At 61.9% G+C, this 17,516-nt stretch carries 9 protein-coding genes and 3 pseudogenes; 4 read left to right on the top strand and 8 right to left on the bottom strand.

All coding sequences use genetic code 11. From position 1 onward, the window contains the following. Positions 1-164 precede the first annotated feature (164 nt). A pseudogene (locus RPC_RS15270) lies at positions 165-1,392 on the bottom strand (IS256 family transposase). Positions 1,393-1,546: 154 nt separating this feature from the next. Between RPC_RS15270 and RPC_RS26620 the strand changes: the two are divergent. The 4 genes and pseudogenes from RPC_RS26620 to istB all read left to right on the top strand — a co-directional run. After that, positions 1,547-1,654: pseudogene (locus RPC_RS26620) on the top strand (hypothetical protein); the annotation flags it as partial. A 504-nt stretch (positions 1,655-2,158) separates the two neighbouring features. Continuing rightward, entirely contained in the window at positions 2,159-4,087 is a 1,929-nt protein-coding gene (locus RPC_RS15265) for a TonB-dependent receptor (protein ID WP_049766111.1), read from the top strand. 295 nt (positions 4,088-4,382) lie between these two features. Next, a pseudogene (gene istA, locus RPC_RS15260) lies at positions 4,383-5,873 on the top strand (IS21 family transposase); the annotation flags it as partial. Positions 5,874-5,881: 8 nt separating this feature from the next. Then, positions 5,882-6,745 (top strand): IS21-like element helper ATPase IstB, encoded by an 864-nt coding sequence (istB, locus tag RPC_RS15255; protein WP_011473484.1) that lies wholly within the window; start codon positions 5,882-5,884, stop codon positions 6,743-6,745. A gap of 172 nt (positions 6,746-6,917) precedes the next feature. Here istB and RPC_RS15250 read toward each other — a convergent pair whose 3' ends face one another. The 7 genes from RPC_RS15250 to RPC_RS15220 all read right to left on the bottom strand — a co-directional run bounded on the left by RPC_RS15250 (position 6,918) and on the right by RPC_RS15220 (position 17,209). Next, positions 6,918-8,714 (bottom strand): ABC transporter ATP-binding protein, encoded by a 1,797-nt coding sequence (locus RPC_RS15250; RefSeq protein WP_011473483.1) that lies wholly within the window; start codon positions 8,712-8,714, stop codon positions 6,918-6,920. Continuing rightward, positions 8,704-10,539 (bottom strand): ABC transporter ATP-binding protein, encoded by a 1,836-nt coding sequence (locus RPC_RS25100; RefSeq protein ID WP_011473482.1) that lies wholly within the window; start codon positions 10,537-10,539, stop codon positions 8,704-8,706. The genes RPC_RS15250 and RPC_RS25100 overlap by 11 nt, the downstream gene beginning before the upstream one ends. A 409-nt stretch (positions 10,540-10,948) precedes the next feature. Beyond that, a complete protein-coding gene (locus RPC_RS15240) occupies positions 10,949-12,112 on the bottom strand; it encodes a helix-turn-helix transcriptional regulator (RefSeq protein ID WP_415914719.1) in 1,164 nt (387 codons plus the stop codon). Positions 12,113-12,169: 57 nt separating this feature from the next. Next, the gene (locus RPC_RS15235; protein WP_011473480.1) at positions 12,170-13,285 is read right to left on the bottom strand and encodes an ABC transporter permease; all 1,116 of its coding nucleotides are present in this window, start codon (positions 13,283-13,285) and stop codon (positions 12,170-12,172) included. 7 nt (positions 13,286-13,292) lie between these two features. Then, complete coding sequence (locus tag RPC_RS15230) at positions 13,293-14,441, bottom strand: ABC transporter permease (RefSeq protein WP_011473479.1); 1,149 nt, start codon at positions 14,439-14,441, stop codon at positions 13,293-13,295. Beyond that, entirely contained in the window at positions 14,442-16,208 is a 1,767-nt protein-coding gene (locus tag RPC_RS15225) for an ATP-binding cassette domain-containing protein (protein WP_011473478.1), read from the bottom strand. It abuts the gene before it with no gap. After that, the gene (locus tag RPC_RS15220) at positions 16,205-17,209 is read right to left on the bottom strand and encodes an efflux RND transporter periplasmic adaptor subunit (protein WP_415914718.1); all 1,005 of its coding nucleotides are present in this window, start codon (positions 17,207-17,209) and stop codon (positions 16,205-16,207) included. Before RPC_RS15220 ends, RPC_RS15225 begins: the two co-directional genes overlap by 4 nt. Between the last annotated feature and the right edge of the window lie 307 nt (positions 17,210-17,516).

The raw sequence follows: 17,516 nt of genomic DNA, 5'->3' as shown, positions 1-17,516 counted from the left end.
GGCTGGTCTGCTTCGCGCCCAACGTTGGCCATCGGCGGAGCGAACGGGCGATCCCGAAAGGCGCCCCTTTGCGCATGTTGAATGCAACACAGAATGGGATCGTGTCCCTTGGCGTGGTGTAGTTGGCGGCGTGTCACCGCGATGGCCGGTAGGGTCCGGGCCGGTCAGCTGGCGAAGGCCGGGAGGCTGACGGCGGGATCATCGCCGATCGGGGCGATGGTTTCCAGCGTCATGTAGCGGGCGCGCTGCAACGCCCATTCGTCGTTCTGCTCGAGCAGGATGGCGCCGACCAGACGGATGATGGCGTCTTCGTTGTGGAAGATGCCGACCACCTCGGTGCGACGCTTGATCTCGCCGTTGAGACGCTCGATCGGATTGGTCGAGTGCAGCTTGGTGCGATGCGCCGGCGGGAAGCTCATATAGGCGAGAACATCGACCTCGGCTTCATCGAGGAAGGCCGCGAGCTTCGGCAGCTTCGGCCGCAGTTGGTCGGCGACCCGGCGCCATTGGGTTCGCGCGGCTTCAGCGTCGTCCTGCGCAAACGCCGTGCCGATGAAGGCGGAGACGACGCGCCGCCCGCTCTTGCCGGCATGGGCGAGCACGTTGCGCATGAAGTGGACGCGGCAGCGTTGCCAGGTGGCGTTGAAGACCTTGCTGACCGCGGCCTTAATGCCTTCATGGGCGTCGGAGATCACCAACTTGACGCCGCGTAGCCCCCGGCGGGCGAGCTTGCGCAGGAACCCGGTCCAGAACGTCTCGGCCTCGGAGGGCCCGATATCGAGCCCGAGAATCTCGCGCCGCCCGTCGCTGTTGACGCCGACCGCGGTCCTCGGGCTTGACCCGGGGATCACCGCGACCGAGACGATGCGGCCGGCCTGGCGCACTTTGACGTAGGTGGCGTCGATCCACAGATACAGCCAGTCGCCCTCGATCGGCCGGCCAAGAAACGCCTTCACCCCCGCCTTCGCGGGGGCAGGCTCTTGTCGTCGATCTCTTCGCACAGCCGCGACACCTGGCTCTTGGAGATCCCGCTCATCCCCTTCGCCTTGACCAGATCACCGACCGAGCGGGTCGAGACGCCGTGCACATAGGCCTCCTGGATCACCGCGGTGAGCGCCTTCTCGGCCATCCGGCGCGGCTCCAGAAAGCCCGGAAAATAGCTACCCTTGCGCAACTTCTGGATCCGCAATTCGACGGTGCCGGCGCGGGTCTCCCAGTCGCGGTCGCGATAGCCATTGCGCCGCGCCAGCCGCTCAGGGGTCTTCTCGCCATGGCCGGCGCCGGTCAGGCCGCCGACCTCCAACTCCATCAGCCGCTGGGCGGCAAAGCCGATCATCTCGCGCAGCAAATCGGCGTCGGGGGTGAGCGCAGGTTCATCATGTCGTCGGTCATCGGCGGTTCCTCGGTTGCGTTGGTGTGTCGCAACCCGATCCTGCCGAAGACATCGCCGATGACCGCTGCTCGCTCGCTACGACGCTCTGGGGGGCGCGCTCGCGAGCGGCTCCGCTACCGTCCAGCTACACCACCTGGTGGGACACCATCGACAGTCAATCCCGGCTGCGGATTGAAGACGCGCGGCTGGGACGAGGGCGAAGGCGCGCTGGTCAACATGGTCGAAGCAGCGCGGCGGATCCGCCAAGTCAGTGCGGAATGAAGCGGCACCGTCCTGAATAGCGCCCGGCTCGCTGCGATCGGGGAGGCCTTCGGCGCTACGCCGGAGGCCTCCGACCATCGCGCCCAGCGCTCCCGCGTCGTCCTTCAGGGACTGTTGCGACAACGCCACATCTTCGATCTGTCTTTCGCATTTTTGCATTTAGTTCGAATCGAACAAGTCGGCGTCCCGGCAACGTTAGACAGTGAAGCCCGCACCCGCGATCAAAATGCTCCGATTGATATTGAGACGCGGGTGGAATTAGAAATGTTCTTGAAGAGTTGGAAAGTCTCGGCGGTCACATTCTCTGTGGTTGCCTCATCGATAGCAGCCGGGCCGTCACAAGCTCAGACTACGCCCCAGACGCTCGATACGATTATCGTCACGCGGCCGGACGAGGTGCGGCAGCGACAGCAGAGGCCCAAATCGTCCGCAGCCGCCCGCAGCGCTCGTCGACAGCAAGCAGTAGGCAGGCCCGCGACTCCGACCGCTCCCTCGGTGGTAGGAGTGGCAGAGCCGACGACTCTCAAATCGTCCGGTCAAACGCTCGACAAGGTCGATGCGGGCGCATCGGTCGCCACCGCGGAACAACTCCGCCAAAACGACGTCCGATCTATCGACGACCTTCCAAAGGTGCTTCCGGGTCTCGTGATCGAGAATCGTGGCAATCGCGCCTATGCGAGTTTCACCGCGCGCGGCATGTCGTCGCCGGATTATTACAGCTCGGCGGTGCAGGTGTATATCGACGGCGTCCCGCAGGCGACCGCAGCTATGGTGCAGGATCTGGACAATGTCGAGCGGGTGGAATTCTTGCGCGGACCGCAAGGCACGCTGTTCGGCACAAATGCCTACGCGGGTGTGCTGAACATCATCACGCGTCAGCCGCGCCAGAGCACGGCCACGGTCTTCGGAACCGCCGCCAACCGCCGGTTCGACGGCGGTTTCGCCGCCACCGGAGAGGTGATCAAGGATACGCTGTTCCTCGACTTGACGCTCAAGGCGGTCGATCAGTTCGGCCAGATTCGCGACAGCAACGGCACCAACGATGCGATCGACGGGTCCAAGTCCGTCAACGGACGCATCGGGTTGCGTTACGCGCCAACCGGTGGCGCATTCGATTTCAACGTCTGGGCGCACCACAACCACTTGAAGTCGAACGAAGAGACTGCGATCCTGGACCAAGACGTTCCGGATCGGATCTATCGCAGCTCGATTCTGGCGTTCCCGTACAACGAGATTGAACGCGACATTTCGACTGGCGGGTTGAACTGGAACTATCGGTTCGGTGCGTTTACGCTGTCGAGCACCACATCTTATCAATACGTCGATCTGAAGCGAAAATTGTTCGGCTATCAGTTTCCGGAGACGACCGGCCTGTTCAACCAGGAGGTCAAGTTGACTTATAATGACGGCGGTCGGCTGCGCGCCGTCACCGGCGTCTCGTATCGTGACGGCACCTTCGAGCGCGATGCCTATGTCGGCCTGCCGATGCAGAGCGTCAACAAGGTCGATACGCGAAGTGCAGCGCTGTTCGGCGAGAGCACCTACGCCCTGACCAACAAGATGGATTTGACGGTCGGCGCGCGGGGCAGCATCGATTGGGCATCAATCGACTTCAGAGGGCTTGACCTAGCGACCTATGTGCCGCTGGCTCTCGCGAACGACGCAGAGTTCACCAGTTTTCAGCCGAAAGTCTCGCTCGGATATCAATTGACCGATCAGGTCAGGGTCTACGGCCTGGTTTCGGAAGGCTACAAGCCAGGCGGATTCAATCATGCGGTGTCGTTCGCTGCCGACGGCCAGGCTTACAGACCGGAGACGGCCTGGAACTACGAAATCGGCACACGTGCGAATTTCTGGAACGACCGTCTACAGTTCTCTGCGGCTCTTTATCGCATCGAGTCGAAGGACAAGCAGATCTATGTTGGCCCGATCGGTTTGCAGGTGCTGCGCAATGCTGGCGAGGCGACGAGCACGGGTGTCGAAGTCGAGACCAGGATCAGGCCGACGGAGCGGCTGACGTTGACCGCAAATGCCAACTTCGGACGATCCGAATTCACCGATTTCGTCGATCCGATCAGCGGTGTGATCTACAATGGCAATCGGGTGCCCTACGCGCCGGACGTGACCGCTCACCTGTTAGGACGCTACCTGATCGATCAGACGGCGATGGCGGCGGACATCAGTCTGACAGGCGCGGTGCATTACTACAGCCAGGTGTATTTCAACGAGGCCAACACCTTGGGGCAGGATGCCTACGCGACATACGACCTTGGTCTCGAACTGGCGGTCTATAAAGGGCCGACCGTCAAGATCTTCGCGCAGAATCTGACTGACGTTGTCTACCGGACCAACAGTTTTTCCACCGGAGGATTGGTCTTGAGCACGATCGGCCAGGGCAGGCTGTTCGGAGTGTCCACCAGATTCCAGTTCTGAAACGGACGCCGCCAGGCGCCCGCAAACGTGCTTTGAAACGTCAAAAGGCTCCGGTCCTCCGGGGCCTTTTTCGCCGGTTCAGGCACGGCTCGTCCGGGGGAGGATGGCGCCGGCGGCGTCGGGCGGCCGGAATGACATCGTAAGGCTGACTTCCGCGAGGGGGGGCGGCGCTGCTACAGTGTCCGGCTGTTATTCGGCGTGCAATTTTGACCCCCTGAGCCGGGGGATCGGCGTTCAAAATTGACCCCCTCCACTCCAAGCTACCCGCTTTTGGCTCGAAGCGGGTGGTGGGGGAATGCTGACAGTGGAGACGGTGGCTCGGATTCGGCGTGAGCATTTTCTCAAGGGCAAGACGATCAAGGAGATCGCCCGGGATCTGAGGGTGTCGCGGAACACGGTCCGCAAGGTGCTGCGGTCCGGTGAGACGTCATTCGAGTATGGGCGCGAGGTTCAACCGCGACGGAAGCTTGGCCGATGGACGGCTGAGCTCGATGCACTGCTTGCAAGCAACGCTGCGAAGGCCGCCCGCGAGCAATTGACGCTGATCCGGATCTTCGAAGAGCTGCGTGGGCGAGGCTATGACGGCGGCTACGATGCTGTGCGTCGCTACGCCCGCCACTGGGCCAAAGAGCGAGGCCAGGCGACGGCCGCGGCCTATGTGCCGCTGAGCTTTGCGCCGGGAGAAGCCTACCAGTTCGACTGGAGCCACGAAGTCGTGCTGCTCGGCGGGGTGACGGTGATCGTCAAGGTCGCCCATGTCCGGCTCTGTCACAGCCGCATGCTGTTGGTGCGCGCTTATCCGCGCGAGACGCAGGAGATGGTGTTTGACGCCCATGACCGGGCGTTCGCACTGTTCAAGGGGACCTGCGGGCGCGGCATCTACGACAACATGAAGACGGCGGTTGAGACGATCTTCGTCGGCAAGGCCCGTCTTTACAATCGCCGCTTCATGCAGATGTGCAGCCACTATCTGGTTGAGCCGGTCGCCTGCACACCGGCGTCGGGCTGGGAGAAGGGCCAGGTCGAGAACCAGGTCGGCCTGGTGCGCGAGCGGTTCTTTACGCCGCGGCTGCGGTTCAAGAGCTATGACGAGATGAACGCCTGGCTCACCGACAAATGCATCGCCTACGCCAAGGCGCATCGCCATCCGGAGTTGACCGAGCAAACGATCTGGGAGGTATTTGAAGCCGAGCGGCCGAAGCTCGTCCCCTATGCCGGCCGGTTCGATGGATTCCATGCGGTGCCGGCATCGGTCTCCAAGACCTGCCTGGTGCGCTTCGACAACAACAAATACTCTGTGGCGGCGAGCGCCGTCGGGCGTCCGGTCGAGGTTCATGCCTATGCCGACCGTATCGTCATCCGACAGGACGGCCGCATCGTGGCCGAGCATCCTCGCTGCTTCGGCCGCGGCGAGACCAGTTACGATCCCTGGCATTACGTGCCGGTGCTGGCGCGCAAGCCCGGGGCCTTGCGCAACGGTGCGCCGTTCAAGGACTGGGTGCTGCCGGCCGCGATGGAGCGAGTGCGGCGCAAGCTCGCCGGCGTCGTCGATGGCAATCGGCAGATGGTCGACATCCTCAATGCGGTGCTAACCGACGGGCTGCCGGCGGTTGATGCCGCCTGCGCCGAAGCTGTCGATCACGGCGTTCATTCCGCCGACGCCATCCTCAACATCCTGGCGCGCCAGCGCGATCCCACGCCGCCGGCCAACATCCTTACGCCCGCCGCGCTGACATTGCGCCACGCGCCGCTCGCCGATTGTGCCCGTTACGACAACCTGAGGAGAACCGTCTGATGGAACGTACTCAACTCTTCGACCTGATGGGCGAGCTCAAGCTTTACGGCATGAAGGCCGCCTACGACGAGATCATGACCACGGCAATCAAGCGGCAACACGAACCCCAGCGCATCGTTGGCGATCTGCTCAGTGCCGAGATCAACGAGAAGCAGGCGCGCTCGATCAAATACCAACTTACCATCGCCAAGCTGCCGCTTGCCAAAGACATCGACGGCTTCCTGTTCGACGGCACCCCGATCAACCAGACCCTGGTCAACGACCTGGCCGGCGGCGGCTTCATTGCCCAGCAACGCAACATCGTGCTGATCGGCGGCACCGGCACCGGCAAAACCCATCTGGCCATTGCCATTGCCCGCAGTTGCATCCGCTCCGGCGCCCGCGGCCGGTTTTACAACGTCGTCGATCTCGTCAATCGACTCGAGGCCGAGACCCGTAACGGCAGGCAGGGCCAGATCGCAGAGCATCTCACCCGGATGGATCTCATCGTGCTCGACGAACTCGGCTACCTGCCGTTCGCCCAATCCGGCGGCCAACTCCTGTTCCACCTCGTCAGCCGGCTCTACGAACGGACCTCGATCATCGTCACCACCAACCTGGCATTCGGTGAATGGCCGAGCGTGTTCGGCGACGCCAAGATGACGACTGCGCTGCTCGACCGCCTGACCCATCACTGCGACATCGTTGAGACCGGTAACGACAGTTGGCGATTCAAAAACCGCGACGACGACCAAATCGCCCGCGCTCGCCTCGTCTCCGCAACCCCGACCAGCTCCGACGAGGCGAGCGCTACCGCCCAGACCCGTCGCCCAAGGGGGTCAAAATTGGACGCCGATGCGGGGTCAAATTTGAACGCCGATTGACAGTCCGGCGGCCTCTGGTCGGGCATGGTCCTCAAGGCGGGCAACGGTTCGATGTAACAGGTCGCGCGGGTCTGCCGCCCGCCCGGTGCGCCTGATTGCAACGAGGGATACCGCCGTTCTTTTGCAGGCTGTCGCCCTGGCCCCGTCCGAATGCGCCGCCTCGGCCCCGCGATCACGAGCTCGATGCGGATCGATCCGGGCAGGCTAAACCACGCTGGGGTTCTGAACGGGCGCCCAGGCGCCAGGATCGCGCCTGCTGCTGAGCATCCCAAAGCTCGCGATAGCGGCCTTTCCGCTCCAACAGAACTTGATGTGTGCCGCGCTCGACGATCCGGCCCTGGTCGAGGACCCAGATTTCATCGGCTTCCGTCACGGTCCAGAGGCGGTGCGCGATGAACAGGACCGTTCGATCTCGCGTGAGTTCGGCGAGGCCGGCTTGGATCTCGGCTTCGTTCTCGAAATCGACCTGAGCGGTCGCCTCGTCGAGTACCAGGACGCTGGCATTTTTCAGTAGCGCGCGCGCGATCGAGATCCGCTGGCGCTCTCCCGCGGATAGATCGGTGCCGGTCGCATTGAGCATCGTCTGGTAGCCATCGGGAGAAGCGACGATGAAGTCGTGGGCGCGCGCGGCCCGAGCGACCGCCTGGACCTCCGCGTCGGTCGCGTCCGGACGGCCGAGTCGGATGTTGTCGGCGATCGTTCCTTCGAACAGCGCGACATCCTGCAACACCATTGCGACCGTCCGACAGAGCACCTCCGAAGTCATCTCGCGCACGTCGACACCACCGATGCGGATGGAGCCGGAGCCGACGTCCCAGAGACGACCGACCAGGTGGGCCAGCGTGGATTTCCCCGAGCCCGATGGGCCGACGATCGCGACCAGGGCCCCCGAAGGGATGAATCCGTCGATGTCGCGCAGCACCACGTCCTGGCCGTCCTCGCGCTTATGGGAGAACGACACACCTTCGATCGCGATCGATGCATCTTTCGGAAGCAGTCCGGTCTCGGGCATCGGCATCGGGGTGGACTGCACGAGTGCGCGGATCTGAGTCAAGGTGATCTGCGCGACCCGGAGTTCGGCGATCTGGATGCCGAGATCTGCCAGGGCTCGAGCGAACCGGACGCCGACGATGAGAAACATGATGAAGCGCTCGACGTCGAGCATGCCCCGCGCCAACAGAAACGCTCCCGCCAGGGTCGCGATGGTGAAGCCTAGCTGGCTCAGGATATTGAAGCTCATCAACGCCGGAGCCGGCGCGAGCTCGTGCCGCAGCTGTTCGCGCCCGAGGCGGTCGATCGTCTGATGGAGAAGTTCCGCACGTTGTCCCGCGCCATCGAATTGGCGGAGGTCACGGGCGCCTTCGATGGCTTCGATCGATCCGGCGACCAAGTCAGTCTGCGCGCCTTGCACGCGTTCCGAGGCCCGGCCGATCAATCGCCATGTCCATGGGACGACGATGATCGTGACCGGCACCATCACCGCCGCAATGCAGGCAAGCGGCCAGGAGGCCCACAACATGATCAGCCACAGGAACAGCGGCAGCGAAACGTTGACGATCGTCAATCCCCAGGCGTGGGTGATCAGTTCTTGATAGAGCGTGAAGCGACTCGTCAGCAGTTCCGCGATGGAGGAGCGTCGCGCTTCGCTGAGCGTCCCCATCGGCAGACGGCTCAGATGGTCCGCGATCCGGAGTCGCGCGTCCGCCACCAGACGATAGGTCGCGACGAAATTGACGACGATGCTGTTCGACCGCAGCCAGGCCTGCGCAAATGTGGCGGAACCGACGACGACAAGGGCCTCGATCACCAGCCCGATGCTCGCCTGGCCAGCCAGGATTGCGACGATGACGCGTGCGAGTTCGACGTAGGGAAGCGCCTCGCAAAAGGCCGACGCCACGCCGAGAGCAAATCCGAGCTTTAGGCGAGGCTCGCGTCGTCCCGCGAGATCGAAGCCGAGATCAACGATCATACTCGAAATCCTCACGTTCCGAAGATCGCAGTCGCCACGTTGAGGCCCGTGACTGCGCGGCCCAAAGCCGGCGATAGGTGGCTGACGACGTCAACAGCTCTTCGTGCGTTCCGCATGCCTCGACTCGCCCTGCGTTCAGGACGACGATCTGGTCGGCCTCGACGATGGTCGAAAGCCGGTGGGCGACCACCAGAACGGTGCGTCCGACGGCGAGTTGCGACAGCGCATGTTGGATGGAAAGTTCATTTTCGGGATCGACGAACGCGGTGGCCTCGTCGAGCAGGAGGATCGGGGCGTTCTTGATCGCGGCTCTCGCGATGGCGAGCCGCTGCCGCTCGCCGCCGGACAAGCGAGCGCTGCTGTCGGCGATCGACGTCGCGGTGCCGAGGGAGGATCGTTTGAAGACGTCGGAAAGATTGACTGCCGAAAGCGCGCGTTCAATAGCGTCGACGCCGGCGGCTGGCGAGGCTACGCGAAGATTCTCGTCGATGCTTCCGGTAAAAAAGTACGGCCGCTGGAACACCGTCGCCAACAGGGATTGAAGATTGGTATCGGAAATTCGCCGGATGTCGACGCCGCCGATCTGAATGCAGCCGGAGCCGGTCTCCTGAAACCGGGCGAGGAGCGCGAGAAGCGTGCTTTTGCCCGCACCGCTCGGTCCGACTAGCGCAGTGACCCGCCCCGCGGGACAGTGGAACGTGACGTCGCGCAGGGCAAGCTTCTCGCCATAGTCGAACGAGACCGCCTTGAATGCGATATCGAACCGCGCTGGAAGAACCGGCTCGTTTGATCGAGGAAGCGGCCGCTGCTCGAGAAGGGTGGCAATTCTGGTCCAGCCCTGACGCTGCCGTTCGAAGGACGACATCGCGATCAACAATTTGAGCAACGGCGCCGTCAATGCGGCGCCGAGTAGCGAAAATAAAACGAGCGTGGGCGCATCCAGCATGCCATTGAGCAGAAATGCAACTCCGACCGGAAGCACGACGAGCAGATTAGTCGACAGTGAGATGGTGAAAACGGCATAGGCGCCGGCCGATCGTCGCGTCATCGTGGCGGCAAGCTCGGCGAGGGCGTGTATCGATCCGCGCAACTGATCCAACGTCGTCGCGGTCCGGTTGAACGCCTTCAACGTCGCCAATCCAGAAACATAAGCCATTAGGCCTGAATTCGCCGCAGCTTCGGCGGCGTGCCAACGGGTCACGTTCTCAGCATAAGATCCAAAGATCCGGAACTGGGCGTAGACGCTCACCGGGATCAAAGCCAGCGACACCAGGGTCATCCGCCAGTCGATCGTCAATAGAAAAATCGCGCCCAGCACCGTCGTCGACAATCCCGTGATGGCGTCGGGGTAGGTATGGGAAATCAAGCCTTCGAGGCCACCAGGGTCGTCCACAATCGCCTTCTTGTAGTCTCCGGCGCGGCCTTCGAGTGCACCGATCGGCAGTTCCGCTATCTTGGCAACCAGCACGTGGCGAAGTCGGCGTGAGACGCGGAACGCAGCGGCATGCGATGCGAGCAGGCTCGTGCCGCCGATCAAGAAGCGCGCGCCTGTTGCGGCGAGCATGGCCGTGGCGAATATCATCAGGCTGCCGAGGTCAGGCTGCGGTCCGATGAGAATGATCACCATGCGATAGATCAGCCAATACGGAAGCAACTCGAGGACGCCGCAAAGGAGCGAGAGAACGCCGGCGGTCGCCAAAAGCGGAGCCTGAGCGACCAACAGCGCTCGTAGAGCGGAGCGCGGCACCGCGTCCGCATCGAGATCCGCGTTCCGGGTGAACGATTCGGGCTGGGAGGAAGCCAGCTGCGGTGTTTTGGCGTTCATGTGTGGGTCTTGAACATCTGACAGTTGCGCGGATCGTCGCTTGACCCTGTGAGGCCGTTAATCATCAGGACGCGAGATTGCCAAGTCTGTGTGAAAATGCGGGCGATGCGTTGCGTCGGCTGCCGGCGCACCTAGTTCGATGTCGTCGGTCCGAGACTGTCATCGAGATAGAATGGAGTGGATCCATGGCTGCCACGAGGCCCCCGTATGATGAAAGCCCTTCATGCTGCCGTCCGGCCTGCTACGACAAGGATGCTCTGGTAGATTAGTCCCGAATCCGTCAGCAATGGTCCGCTTCGCGTTGCCGATGCGACACATGATAGTGTGAATGCAAATTCGAACTCTGCTGCCGAGATTCGACGATCATTGTCGCAGCGTCCGTCTCGATCGCGTGGCTCAGCCGCCGAAGTTAGGGTCGCTTGGCATATTGGCTCGGCGCCAAGCCTTTCTCAGCTCTGAAAATCTTGCTGAAATGGCTCAGATTGTCGAAGCCGACCGAAAACGCGGCTTCGGTCACACTGTGCCCATCTTCCAGCAGCGTCGCGGCCGCATCGAGCCGAATCTTGCGGAGATAGGAATGAACGGAATTGCCGACCACTTGCCGAAAGCCTTGCTTCAGCTTGCGCTCGTTCAAACCAACCTCTCGGGCGAGGCGAGCGATGGTCCAGTCGATGTGGTATTGGCCATCGATGATCTGCCGCGCGCGTTCCAGGCGGTCCCGATCCTTGCCTCGTACGGCATCTGGGCGCGCCAAAATCTGGGGCAGTGATGAGGTGACCACGCTCAAGCTCTCGATGGCCCGGCTGTATAGATAGAGTCGGCGCGACATTTCGTCTGTCAACCTGCAGGTGATGATGTCTTGAGCTGCCTTCAACAACGGAGGTGGGGCACGGAAACCGACCAATGAGGTCTGGCACTCGGGAAGACTGTGGTCAGTCGCGAGGCTGCCACCGAGAGTCGCCAGAGCGGCACCTCCGGCCTTCAGGAGGAACCGAAAGTCGAAGCGGATATCGACGGCGAGAAGGCGCTGCCCGCCGCGGACGCTGTTCTGGCCACGGCTGAAACGCGAACTGGTGAACAGCGCCGCCATGCCCGGTTCGATCAGAAGAGGTTGCGCGCCATCCAATGAAACCGCCCCGCGCCCCTCGAGAAAGACGCTAAGCGAGAACGTCGCGGGTCCCTCCTGACTGAGTGTGACATCGTGTGGGACAAAGGTGTCGATGATGTAGATCGCCACGTCTTCGCAAGGATGGTCTACGCGGACGGCGTCTGCGCCACCGAGCGCCTCCATTTCCTGATCGACGGCGCTTCGGCACATCGCGAAGCTGTCCAAATGCTGAATCGCTAGCATGACGCCCATCCTCATCTGCGTGTCGGCCGCAACACGGTAGCTTAGGCAATCCTCGAACAGATTGGGAGGCAGTTGCAATGCAGCTTGGGGAATATCTAGGTATTCTAAATCCTGTGCTGTCAGCAGGGAGATTTGCTCGCCCGGGGACGGCTGAGTTGGTATCCGGACGTTGAGCCTGCCGAGGAAAAAGCCGTGCCGCGCAAGATCGTGGAGGCCATCCAATCGACAGGGCGTCCGGTGAGATCGCGTCCGACCGGCCGCTTGGGCCGGTCCGGCGCTTCACAAGGACTTCCTGAACATCGAGATTGCGCCGACCAACGCGGCCGAAGCTATCAAGGCAAGCGGCCAAAGATCAGGGATGAGATGATCGATGCCAACCCCTTCCAGATAGACCCGGCGGGTGATCTCGATCGCGTACCGCAATGGATTGATCGCGTTGATATATTGCAGGACCGGCGGCATATTGGCCACGGGAGTCGTCAGCCCCGATAACAGCGCGAAGGGCATTGCTAGGACAAACGACGACAGCATCGCTTGCTGCAATGTCGCGGTGGCAGACGAGACGACGAGCCCGATTCCGACGGCTGCAAGCAGGAACAAGGCGAGCCCGGCATAGAGCATCACGAGCGAGCCGGAAAATGGGATCTCGAACCAAAATCTCGCCAAGGCGAAGATCACACTAGCCTGAACCGCACCGACAAGAATCGATGGCAATGCCTTTCCTGCCATGATTTCGGTCGGCCGTATCGGTGTGACCAGCAACTGGTCGAGCGTCCCCTCTTCGCGTTCTCGAGCCACTGACATCGCCGTCAACATCAGGGTTTGCAGAAGTGTTAAGGTACCAATCAAGGATGGTATCATATACCAACGTGTTTCGAGGTTCGGATTGTACCAAGCCCGCGGTGAAATCTGGATCGGTGCGTCGACGAGGCTGCGGCGTTTCGCCCAGTCGATATTGAAGGCATCGACGATCGCGCTAACGTAACCGAGAGCGATCGCCGCGGTATTCGAATTGCGGCCGTCGGCGATTACCTGGATGGTGGCGGATCCGCCGGAGTCGATTCGACGACTGAAGTCCGGTGCAATATGGATGACAATCAAGGCTCGCTGATCGTCGATATAGCGCTCGATATCGGCGACCCGTCGGAGATCGCCGACGCGATTGAAGGATCTGGAACCTTCGAGGTGAGCGAGCAGAGCCCGCGAGGCATTGCTGCGGTCTTGGTCGAGAACGGCATAGGGGATGTGGTCGAGATCGAAGCTCGCCGCGTAGCCGTAAAGCAGGCATTGAATCAAGGGGACCACCAGCAGACCGAAGCGGCTTCGCGGGTCTTTCAGGATGGCGAGAAATTCTTTGCGAGCCAGGGCATATACGCGGATGAGCGCGTCGAGCATTCGAGCCTCACAGGATCTTTCGTGTTGCGCGGGCCGAGAAGATCAGGAGAACCGTCGCGATGGATCCGAGGACTAGTGCATTTGGCAGAATGATGCTCCACACGTTTCCCGCAAGGAAGAGTGTCTGAAGCGTACTCACATAGTATCGCGCTGGAAACAGATAGGTGATCCATCGAACGGCGGTCGGCATGCTGCGAAGATCGAACAAGAATCCGGAGAGCATGAGGGCGGGCAGAAAGGTCAGCAGGAGCGTCGCCTGGCTCGCGACGAACTGGCTTCGGGTCGCTGACGACACCCAAAGACCTATTCCAAGAGCGACGAGAAGATACAGCATCGACACCAGTGTCAGTATCCAGAAGGAACCTCGGAGGGGAACGTCGAATAGTAGGGTTGCCAGGCCGATGCACAGAAACAGCCCGGTCATTCCGAGGATGAAGTATGGAATGGTCTTTCCAAGAAGAATTTCGCCCGGTTGCACCGGCGTTACGAACAGCGACTCGAGAGTGCCACGCTCCCATTCGCGCGCCATGACCAGGGCGGTGAGAAAAGCCCCGATCAGCGTCACGATCAATACGATCACGCCTGGAACGAGATAGTAACGACTGTCGTTGTTCGCGTTGAACCACATTCGGCTTGCGATCGTCGCGGCCGGCGGGAGGAGGGCGCCGCCGGAGTCAGGGCGGTGAAGCTGCCAACGGCGGATCGCACCCATGGCATAGTTCCGGACGATGCGGGCTGTATTCGCATCGGTCCCGCGAACCAGAACCTGCAAGTCGGTGTTGCCCATCGCGAGTTGCCGTGAGAAGTCAGCGCGTATCCGAACGATGCCGTCGAGTTTGCGTTCCTGTATCAGCTGGGTGGCGCGGTGCAGGGATGTGACGACCCGGACGTCGAAGTAGGCCGATGACCGGAACGACGATACCAGTTCGGTGGTCTCCGGCGAAAAATCTTCGACCACGACCGCGATCGGGACGCTCCGGACGTCGAGCGACAATCCATAGCCGAACAGGAGCACCATCAAGATCGGCATCACCACGCCGATCGTCATGCTGCTCGGGTCGCGGATGATCTGGTAGAATTCCTTTCGGACCAGCGCCCGAATGCGTCGCAGCTTTTGCGTTGCGCGTGCTTGCATTCTCCCGCGCGCGGTCGTCATTCAGCGCTCCGATCGATTGTGACTTTGGTCGAGACGATTTCGACTGACGATGTCGACGAAGGCGTCCTCCATGCTCGGGCTCGGATTCTCGGCGGTGACGGCGCAGCTGCGGATATCTGAGGGCCGACCTTGTGCCAGAATCGTTCCGCCATCCAATATGACCAATTGATCGCAATATTCGGCTTCTTCCATGAAATGAGTGGTGACGATCGCCGTCACGCCGCGATCGACGAGATTGGTGATGCGTCGCCAGAACTCGCGGCGCGCGAGTGGATCGGCGCCGCTGGTGGGTTCGTCCAGAAACAGAATGTCGGGTTCGTGCAGCAGAGCCGCGGCCATCGCGAGCCGTTGTCGGTACCCTCCCGGAAGTTGACTGCTCGGCACGGTCGCGAACGGAGCCAACTGGAACTCATGCAATGCCCAGTCGAGGCGGTTGCGTTTGCAGCGGCCGCGGAGCCCGTAGAGACCCGCGAAAAAGTCGAGATTTTCCGTGACAGTGAGTGCGCCATAGAGCGAGAATTTCTGCGCGACGTATCCGATACGGCGTCGAGCCGACTTCCGACCGTGGCGCAGATCGAGGCCCGCAACACGCAACGTACCGCTCGTCGTCGGCAACAGGCCGCACAGCATCCGAAATGTCGTGGTCTTGCCGGCTCCATTCGGCCCGAGCAGGCCGAAAATCGTTCCGCTTTGCACGCGGAATCCGATGTTATTCACCGCCGTAAAACCGCCGAACCGACGGACGAGGTCACTGGCTTCAACTACCAATTCGCCGTTCGGCTTGGTAGACGGAGCGGGTGCCGGTTCGAAGAACTGATGTGTTTCGGTCTCCCGCAGCAACATCATGAAGCCATCATCGAATCGGGAAGGGACCGGTACGAATTCACAACCGATGCCGCGCGAACCATCCGACTGGAGATCGACGCCTCCGACAGGTGCAGCCGCACGAATGATCCGAACCTTGCCGGCCTCCGGCACGGCGTCGACCAGCGCAGGGTCGTGGAGCAGGCGGGCCTGTAACGAGCGCGCCGGGTCGGACGAACTGGCGACGAAGACGCGGCCGGCTGCTAGATCGGCAATGTCCTGCGGCGCGCCTTCTCTCAGCAGACTGCCATTGTGCAGCACGATGACGTGTCTGCAACGCTCGGCTTCTTCGAGGTAGGACGTGCTGAACAATACCGTGAGGTGGTGGTCGTCGACGAGGCGACGGACCATTGTCCAAAGATCGCGTCTCGAGAGTGGATCGATGCCGACAGTCGGCTCGTCGAGCAGCAGCAATTCCGGGGTGCGGATGAGAGTACACGCGATTCCAAGCTTTTGCTTCATGCCACCGGATAGATGGCCGGCAAGACGAGATCTGAAGGGAGTAAGGCCGGTCATTGCCAACAGCTGATGGCAACGCTCGCTCCGTTCGGGAAGGCCTACGCCATGAAGATCGGCGTAGAGATCGACGTTCTCTTGGACCGTCAGATCCTCGTAGAGGCCGAACGTCTGGGGCATGTAGCCGATCAGATCCTGGACGGCTTGCGTGTGGGTCGTCACGTCGAAGCCCAGAACCGATAGCCGACCTGCGTCAGGGCGCAGGAGGCCGGCAATGGTTCGAATGAGCGTGGTTTTGCCCGATCCGTCCGGTCCGACCAATGCGGTCAGCGCCGCTCTGGGGACGTGAAATGAAACGTTCCGGAGGGCTTGCACTGTCTCGCGGCTCGCGCCGCGGAACGCTTTGGCGAGTTGTGTTCCCAGAACTGCCGCGGCCGCTCCCGTCATGGGCTAAGCCGCGCTGGCTGCATGTCGGCCGACCGGGCGGAGCCGTCGCGATCGAGCGAAAGCCGCACCGTGGCGGGCATCCCGAGGCGCAGATCGTCCGACGGGTCGTGAACGAACACGCGCACCTGGTAGACGAGGCTCGTGCGCAGCTCCGCGGTCTGTATCTCCTTGGGGGTGAACTCGGCGGTGGGTGAGATGAAGCCGATCCAACCGTCGAAGCGCCGGCTCGGAAAGCTGTCGACCTCGACCGTCGCGCGGGCTCCCGGTCGCAGCTTGCCGAGGTCGGGCTCTCCGACATAAGCGCGAACCCATTTCGGATCGAGAACCGCCAAAGATAGGACAGGCCTTTGCGGCGACGCCATCTCCCCCGGCTCCATGAGCCGGGAGCGAACGACTGCATCGGCGGGGGCCAAAAGTTGGGCGTCAGCACGCTCGCGCCGGAGCCACGCCAGTCGTGCATCGTCGGCGCGCAATTGCGCCTCTGCCTGCTTGATCTCTTCGCGGCGTGGCCCGGCCACGATCAAGTCGAGGGCCCTCTCGTTCAAGCGGACCCGCGCGACGGCGATGTCGACAGTGGCCTTGGCATTGTCGAAGTCCTGCTCGCTCACCGCGGCTTTGCTCAGCAGGCTTTTCTTACGTTCGTATTGTCGTTGTGCGTTGTCGGCGTCGGCCTTCGCTTGATCCAAATTCGCTCTGGCTTGGGCGATTTCCTCGGGCCGACTGCCATTGCGCAGGCGCTCGACGATTGCCCGTTGCGCATCCGACTGGGCTTCGGCCTGCGCGACCCTCGGTTCGAGCCGGCTCGTGTCGAGGCGCGCAACCACGTCGCCTTTTCGAACGCGGTTGCCCTCCTCGACGAGCATGGCCGTGATTCGTTCGTTCCCGTTGAACGCCAGCTCGATGCTGCGCAGATCGACGTTCCCGAACAAGACCAGCTCGGACGGAGAGGCGCCCGATCCGGGACGCCACAACGCGAAGGCTGCGAGTGTCGCTGCCAGCACGGCTCCACCAATCGACAGTCCTAAGCGCATCTCCGAGCGATATCGGCGAAGTCGATCCGAGTCAAAGTCAAATTCGAGTTTGGAACTTGAACCTAGTCCTTTGGATGATAGTACGACCTGTCAAAACGACCGGTGCGCGAAATGGAAGACTCACTCGTGCGTGCACGCGCAACTCACAAGATCGTTCCGAATGCGGCAATCCTGAGCATGGATCGTTAGACGTCGCGGGACATACTTCATATCATGACCGATGGTAATGCGCCTTCGTCGGGACCGCCCATGCGTTCGATTCACATAATGAAGCGGA

The sequence above is a fragment of the Rhodopseudomonas palustris BisB18 genome (assembly GCF_000013745.1).
Classification (GTDB): domain Bacteria; phylum Pseudomonadota; class Alphaproteobacteria; order Rhizobiales; family Xanthobacteraceae; genus Rhodopseudomonas_A; species Rhodopseudomonas_A palustris_F.
The sequence above is the reverse complement of the archived record's forward strand: the minus strand, read 5'-3'. Positions and strand labels throughout refer to the sequence as shown.

What these genes read in the sequence shown, in the direction of transcription:
- istB (WP_011473484.1), top strand. Translation starts at nt 5,882, where the DNA reads ATGGAACGTACTCAACTCTTCGACCTGATGGGCGAGCTCAAGCTTTAC.
- RPC_RS15250 (WP_011473483.1), bottom strand. Translation starts at nt 8,714, where the DNA reads ATGATCGTTGATCTCGGCTTCGATCTCGCGGGACGACGCGAGCCTCGC.
- RPC_RS25100 (WP_011473482.1), bottom strand. Translation starts at nt 10,539, where the DNA reads ATGAACGCCAAAACACCGCAGCTGGCTTCCTCCCAGCCCGAATCGTTC.
- RPC_RS15235 (WP_011473480.1), bottom strand. Translation starts at nt 13,285, where the DNA reads ATGCTCGACGCGCTCATCCGCGTATATGCCCTGGCTCGCAAAGAATTT.
- RPC_RS15230 (WP_011473479.1), bottom strand. Translation starts at nt 14,441, where the DNA reads ATGACGACCGCGCGCGGGAGAATGCAAGCACGCGCAACGCAAAAGCTG.
- RPC_RS15225 (WP_011473478.1), bottom strand. Translation starts at nt 16,208, where the DNA reads ATGACGGGAGCGGCCGCGGCAGTTCTGGGAACACAACTCGCCAAAGCG.